The sequence below is a fragment of the Ferrovibrio terrae genome, from assembly GCF_943371255.1.
GTDB classification, from domain to species: Bacteria; Pseudomonadota; Alphaproteobacteria; order Ferrovibrionales; family Ferrovibrionaceae; genus Ferrovibrio; species Ferrovibrio terrae_B.
The window spans coordinates 1-5,917 of the sequence record NZ_CALRUC010000174.1 but is presented as its reverse complement, the minus strand read 5'-3'; the positions used below and the strand labels follow the sequence as shown (position 1 = coordinate 5,917).

7 protein-coding genes are annotated in these 5,917 nt (G+C 65.1%); 5 read left to right on the top strand and 2 right to left on the bottom strand.

Annotated features, from left to right (window positions below; genetic code table 11):
* The first annotated feature begins 126 nt into the window (after positions 1-126).
* Positions 127-888, top strand: coding sequence for a DUF2189 domain-containing protein (locus AAG799_RS22020; protein WP_341899200.1), 762 nt, complete (start codon positions 127-129; stop codon positions 886-888).
* Here AAG799_RS22020 and AAG799_RS22015 read toward each other — a convergent pair.
* On the bottom strand, positions 885-1,658 hold the full coding sequence (locus tag AAG799_RS22015; protein ID WP_341899198.1) for a sulfite exporter TauE/SafE family protein: 774 nt from the start codon (positions 1,656-1,658) through the stop codon (positions 885-887). The two genes, AAG799_RS22020 and AAG799_RS22015, sit on opposite strands and share 4 nt — an antisense overlap.
* A 408-nt stretch (positions 1,659-2,066) precedes the next feature.
* Between AAG799_RS22015 and AAG799_RS22010 the strand changes: the two genes are divergently transcribed.
* The 4 genes from AAG799_RS22010 to AAG799_RS21995 are packed head-to-tail and all read left to right on the top strand — an operon-like array spanning position 2,067 to position 5,420.
* Positions 2,067-3,047, top strand: coding sequence for an ABC transporter substrate-binding protein (locus AAG799_RS22010; protein WP_341899197.1), 981 nt, complete (start codon positions 2,067-2,069; stop codon positions 3,045-3,047).
* A gap of 41 nt (positions 3,048-3,088) precedes the next feature.
* Positions 3,089-3,868, top strand: a complete 780-nt coding sequence (locus tag AAG799_RS22005) for an ABC transporter ATP-binding protein (protein WP_341899196.1) — start codon at positions 3,089-3,091, stop codon at positions 3,866-3,868.
* A gap of 2 nt (positions 3,869-3,870) precedes the next feature.
* Positions 3,871-4,653, top strand: coding sequence for an ABC transporter permease (locus AAG799_RS22000; RefSeq protein WP_341899195.1), 783 nt, complete (start codon positions 3,871-3,873; stop codon positions 4,651-4,653).
* Positions 4,653-5,420 carry an ABC transporter permease gene (locus AAG799_RS21995; protein WP_341899194.1) on the top strand — a complete coding sequence of 256 codons (768 nt, stop codon included), beginning with the start codon at positions 4,653-4,655 and terminating at the stop codon, positions 5,418-5,420. Before AAG799_RS22000 ends, AAG799_RS21995 begins: the two co-directional genes overlap by 1 nt.
* Here AAG799_RS21995 and AAG799_RS21990 read toward each other — a convergent pair.
* Positions 5,417-5,917: MarR family winged helix-turn-helix transcriptional regulator (locus AAG799_RS21990; RefSeq protein ID WP_341899193.1), on the bottom strand; the 501-nt coding region annotated here is incomplete at its 5' end. The genes AAG799_RS21995 and AAG799_RS21990 overlap by 4 nt on opposite strands.

Genomic DNA, 5,917 nt, shown 5'->3' with positions numbered 1-5,917 from the left:
GTCTGGTGACGCGGGGCCATCATGCAATTTCGACGGACTACGACATTGATGCAGGTCAATGGGCGGCCGGCCGTATGGGGGCAGTATGTCGCAGTTGCTGTGACCGAATGCCGCAGAGAGGCTCGCATGAGCACTGACACCGAAACCCGGGCTGCCGCCCAGATTCGCACCATCCCCACCGACCAGCCCTGGCTGTGGCTGCAACAGGGCTGGCGCGACATGGTGGCAGCGCCTGCCGTCAGCCTGGCCTATGGCGCCACCATCGTATTACTGAGCTGGGTACTGGCCGGCGTGCTGTCGGTCGCCGACTGGACCTGGGCGGTGCTGCCGATGGCCGGCGGCTTCCTGCTGGTCGCGCCCTTCATCGCGGTCGGACTGTATGAATGCAGCCGGCGGCTGGAAGCCGGCCAGCCCGTCACCCTGCGCGACACCGTCAATGTCTTCCTGCGCAATCCGCGCATCGCCTATTTCGGCATCGTGCTGCTGCTGCTGCACTTTGCCTGGATGCGCGCCGCCATGCTGTGGTTCGTGCTGTATTTCCATGGCGGCACACCGCCACTGGGCCAGATTCCGCTTTATCTGCTCGATCCCGTCAACCTGCCCTTCCTGATTGTCGGTACCGCCATGGGTGGCGGCTTCGCGCTGCTGACCTTTGCCATTTCAGCCGTGTCGCTGCCGCTGCTGCTGGACCGCGATATCGATGTGATTTCAGCGATCCTGCTGAGTGTGCGCGCGGTGCTGGCCAATCCGAAGGCGCTGCTGCTCTGGGCCGGGCTGATCGCGCTGTTCACCTTTGTCGGCCTTGTCACCTTCTTCTTCGGGCTCGGCCTGCTGTTTCCGCTGGTGGCGCATGCCAGCTGGCACGCCTACCGCAACCTGGTCGGCTAGGCGGAAGCCGTCAGCCAGCGCAGCGCCAGCAGGATCAGCAGCACGGCATTGAGCAGCAGCACCGGCACCAGCAGGCGCTGTAGCACGTGGCGCCAGCGCTGGCCGGCTGCCGCACCCAGAAACCCGACAACCAGCAGCCCCGGCATGGTGCCCAGTGCAAACGCGGCCATGCCGAGCGCGCCGGCCTGCCAGCTGCCGCTTGCCCCCGCCAGCAACAGGGCCGAATAGAGCAGGCCGCAGGGCAGGAAACCGAGCGCAAGGCCAAGGCCGTAACCCTGCAGACCAACCGGCTGGCGGAACAGCGGGCCCAGCCGCGCGAGCCACCAGTTGCGCAGGGCGGCAGCCCCGCTGCCGCTGCCCTGCGCGATCAGCTGCGTTGAGGCGAACACCAGCAGCAATGCGGCGGCGAACAGCAGCGCCAGCGCCGGCAGATAGCCTTGTACCGTCAGCCGGCCGGCACCGCCGGCCAGACCGGCGGCTGCGGCACCGAGCAGGGTGTAAGTGGTGGCACGGCCGGCATGATAGGGCAGCAGGGCCATACCGCGCAGACGGGTGAACACCGTGGCCTGCGCCAGCGGCAGCGTCGCCAGACGGCTGCCGACCTGGCCCAGCACGAAGGGCCCGCACATGCCGGCGCAATGCACGGCACCGCCGACCAGGCCGAGCAGCAGCATGCCGAGCGGATGCGATACGGGCAGCCAGGTGGACAGGCCGCTGCCATGCAGCGCCGTTGTGCAAGCAGAAAGAAAATTCGCCCAGGAGTCGGCCATCGGCGCACCATAGCCGGCAGAGACCGGGCGGCCTTGATCCGGATCAAAGAAATATCCGTGCCCGGTCTTTTGCGATTGCCAAACCCCGGCCTGCCCTTCCACTCTGTTGCTGGCCTCCCTCCGCTGCAGCGCATGGTGCAGCGCAGTGCAGCTCAGGCGACACAGAGTGCTGCGCAAGATGGCGTAGAGCGGTCAAAACCGCGGCAGGCGGCTCAGAAAAGCGCCAACATGTTTTAGATATGAAAATATGTATTTTCATATTTATTCGATGTGGTAGCGTGTCGCCAGACACTGTCCTGCTGCACAAGAGCTGAGAGTTTCGGGCGTCGGTTCGACGGCCGGATGCAAGGCCAGCCGGTGCTGCAGAGACGGGATCTTACTGGACGATTTTCCAACAGGGGGAATGGCATGAAAAAGGTCGCTTGCGCAGTTTTCGCCTCGGTCACGGCATGGGCTGTCTTCCCGACGCCCGCCCAGGCACAGGAAACCATCCGGGTCGGCTGGACCATCCCGGCGGAAGAATCGAAATACTGGATGATGCGGCGGCCGACGGAATTCGCCGATCTGGGCAAGAGCTACAAGATCGAATGGGTGCAGTTCCAGGGCACCGCACCGATGGTGCAGGCCATGGCCGCCGGCGCACTGGACTGCTCGACGCAGTCCGTGCTCTCGGCCGCCCAGGGCGCCATCGAGGCCAACCTGCAGACCTATATCGTCGCCCAGCATGTCTCGGAAAAGCCAGGCAGTTTCTCGGTCTACTGGGCGGTGAAGGATGATTCGCCGATCAAGACCGTCGCCGATATCAAGGGCAAGAGCGTCGGCACCAATGTGTTCGGTTCCGGCATTCTCGGCCCGATGGCCATGCTGCTCAAGCGCAACGGCATCGACATGGAGAAGGATATCAAGCTGGTGGAAACCGGCTTCCCCGGTTCGGAAGATGCGATCCGCAGCGGTCGCGTCGATGTCGGCGTGCTGAACCAGCCGTTTGCCGCCCGCGCCGAGGCCAAGGGCGGCCTGCGCAAGCTGTTCTCGCTGTCGGACCAGCAGCAGAATATCGTCCATATCATGGAAGTCTGCCGCAAGGACTTCGTCGACAAGAAGCCGGAGCTGGCCAAGCTCTACATCCGCGACATCACCAGCGGCATGAAGAAGGCCCTCGCCAACCGCGCCGAGACCCTGAAGGTGGTGTCGGAAGTGACCAAGGCGCCGGTCGAGGTGCTGGACACCTATCTGCTGAAGCCGAACGACTTTGCCCGTGACGAGAATGCCCGCCCGAATTTCGAGGGCGTGCAGGCCATGCTCGACATCTATGCCCAGACCGGCATGCTGTCGCGCAAGCTGGATGTGTCGACGATGCGTCACCCGACCATGGTGGCGCCCATTCAATGATGCTGTCTCCGGGTCTTGTGAGGAAGGAGCCAGTTTCCGCAGTGTCAGAGAGCGCGATCCAGATTGCCGGGGTGTCGAAGGAATTCGGCACCACCCGGCATGCGCGCCATCTGGCCCTGTCGGACATTTCCGCAGACATCCCCGAGGGTCAGTTTGTCTCGATCCTCGGGCCTTCGGGCTGCGGCAAGTCGACCCTACTTTATATTGTCGGCGGCTTTGTCGCCCCGACCGGCGGCACCGTCACGGTCGGTGGCCGGCCGGTGACCGGCCCCGGCCCGGATCGCGGCCCGGTGTTCCAGGAATTCGCGCTGTTCCCATGGAAGACCGTGATCGGCAACGTGATGTATGGCCTGCGCCAGCAGGGTGTCGGCCGCGCCGAGGCCCGCGAAAAGGCCGCGGCCCTGCTGCGCCGCGTGCATCTGGCCGAATACGAGAATTTCTATCCCAAGGAACTGTCGGGCGGCATGAAGCAGCGCGTGGCGATTGCCCGCACGCTGGCCTATGACCCGAAAATCCTGCTGATGGACGAGCCCTTCGGCGCACTGGATGCGCATACCCGCACGACCTTGCAGAACGACCTGCTGAACCTGTGGGAACGCGACCGCAAGACCGTGCTGTTCGTCACCCATGGTGTGGACGAAGCCGTATATCTGTCGGACCGGGTGATCGTGATGACGCGCTCACCCGGCCGCATCAAGGCCATTGTCGATATCGACCTGCCGCGCCCGCGCCAGCGCGCCGATCTTCTGCTCAACCGCCGCTACCAGGAATATATCGTCGAGATCGAGCGGATGATCGAAAGCCCGCCGGACCAGGCCTGAGCATGCGGCAGCTGCTGTATCTGCCCGGCGTTCCGCCGCTGCTGGCCTGCATCGGCCTGCTGGTGCTGTGGGAGGCTGGCGCCTGGCTGCTGCAGGTCAATGGCCTGCCCCCGGCCTCTGCCGCCCTGCGCGAAGTGCCCGCCATCCTCGGCGATCCCGAATCCCTGCTGCATATTCTCGACTCCCTGCGTCGCATGGTGCTGGGTTTCGGCCTTGCGCTGGCGGTGACCATTCCACTCGGCCTGCTGATGGGGCGCTTCCGCAGTGTCGCCGCCACCGCCAACCCGCTGCTGATGGTGATCTATCCGGTGCCGAAAGCGGCGCTGATGCCGATCATCATGCTCTGGCTCGGCATCGGCGATGCCTCAAAGATCCTGGTGATCTTCCTCGGCGTCAGCCTGCCGGTGATCTATCACAGCTACCAGGGTGCGCGCGCCGTCGATGAAAAGCTGCTGTGGTCGGCTGCCGCCATGGGCCTGGGCCCGGTGGCGCGATTGTTCCGCATCGTGCTGCCGGCGGCGGCGCCGGAGATATTCGTCGGCTGCCGCACCGGCCTGGTGCTGGCACTGATCACCATGATCACCAGCGAGATGATCGCGCGCCAGAGCGGAGCCGGCAACATCCTGTTCAACGCGCTCGACATGGCACAATACGAAACCGTCTATGCCATGATCATCGTGATCGGCCTGCTCGGCATCGTGCTGGATGCCGGTTTCGAGCGGCTGCGCCTTTTGCTGATCGCCTGGTCCGAACCGCGCCAGGATTTCGCGGTGGGAGGCGGCTGATGTGGGCGCAGCGTAGCCGCGACACCCTGCTGGGACTGTGCCCGATCGTGCTGCTGATCGGCCTGTGGCATGGCATCGCCGTCAGCGGCATGGCACCACCATCGCTGTTGCCGTTGCCGGCCACGGTATTCTGGCGCCTGGTGCAGCAGGTGCAGTCGCCCACCTTCCTGGGCCATGCCGGAATCACGCTGGTGCGCCTGTTCAGCGGCTTCTTGCTGGCCTTGGTGATCGGCGTGTCGATCGGCCTGTTCGCCGCGGTGAACCGCCAGCTGGGCGCCATGATGCGGCCGATCGTGCGGGTGTTGGCCCCGGTGCCGAAGGTGGCGCTGTATCCCGCCTTCATCCTGGTTCTCGGCTTCGACAGCGCGCCCAAGGTGGCCCTGGTGCTGGTCGATGCGCTGTTCCCGATCCTGCTGGCGACCTATTTCGGCGCGCTCGCGGTGGAGCCCAAGCTGGTCTGGTCGGCACGCGCGGCCGGCGCCTCGCCGCTGAAATGCGTGTTCACCGTGATCCTGCCTGCGGCGCTGCCCTCGATCCTGACCGGCTGCCGCATCGGCCTGGTGATTTCCTGCATCGTGGTATTCCTGGCCGAGATGATCACCTCGACCGATGGCCTCGGCCATCTGCTGGTGCGCGCCTCGCGCAGCTTCCAGACCGTCGACATGTTCGTGCCGCTGATCAGCATTTCCGTGCTCGGGCTGCTGCTCAATGCCGGGCTCAACCTGCTGCGACAGCGGCTGCTGGCCGGCTTCCCGGCCGAGAACTAGGCTTTCGGCGTCGCCTTGCTGCGGCGCGGCTTGGCGGTTTTTGGCGCTGCCTCTTCACGATTGTGGATCAGCAGGTCGAGCGCGCGCTTGATGGTGGCGCGTTCGCTCTCCGACAGCGGCCCCAAAATGCTGGCCTCATGCGCCTTGGCGGCGGCCAGCGCCGGTGCGACGCGGCGGCGCCCCTTGTCGGTCAGGTCGATGAAGACACGGCGACGATCATGGCGGTCGGCGCGACGCGCCACCAGGCCATCAGCCTCCATGCGGTCAAGGATCTTGGTGATGCGCGGCTGCTTCATGATCGTCATGGCGGCAAGATCGGAGACCGACATGCCGTTGGCATCGCTCAGCGAGGCCAGCACGCGCCAGAACGGCACCGACAGCTTCCAGTTCTTCAGCGCCAGATGGAATTCTTCCGACACGATATGGCTGGCCCGCGCCAGCAGATAGGCGAGATAGGTGCTGGCAAAGCCGCCGCGCGTGGCAGGATCGCGTGAATG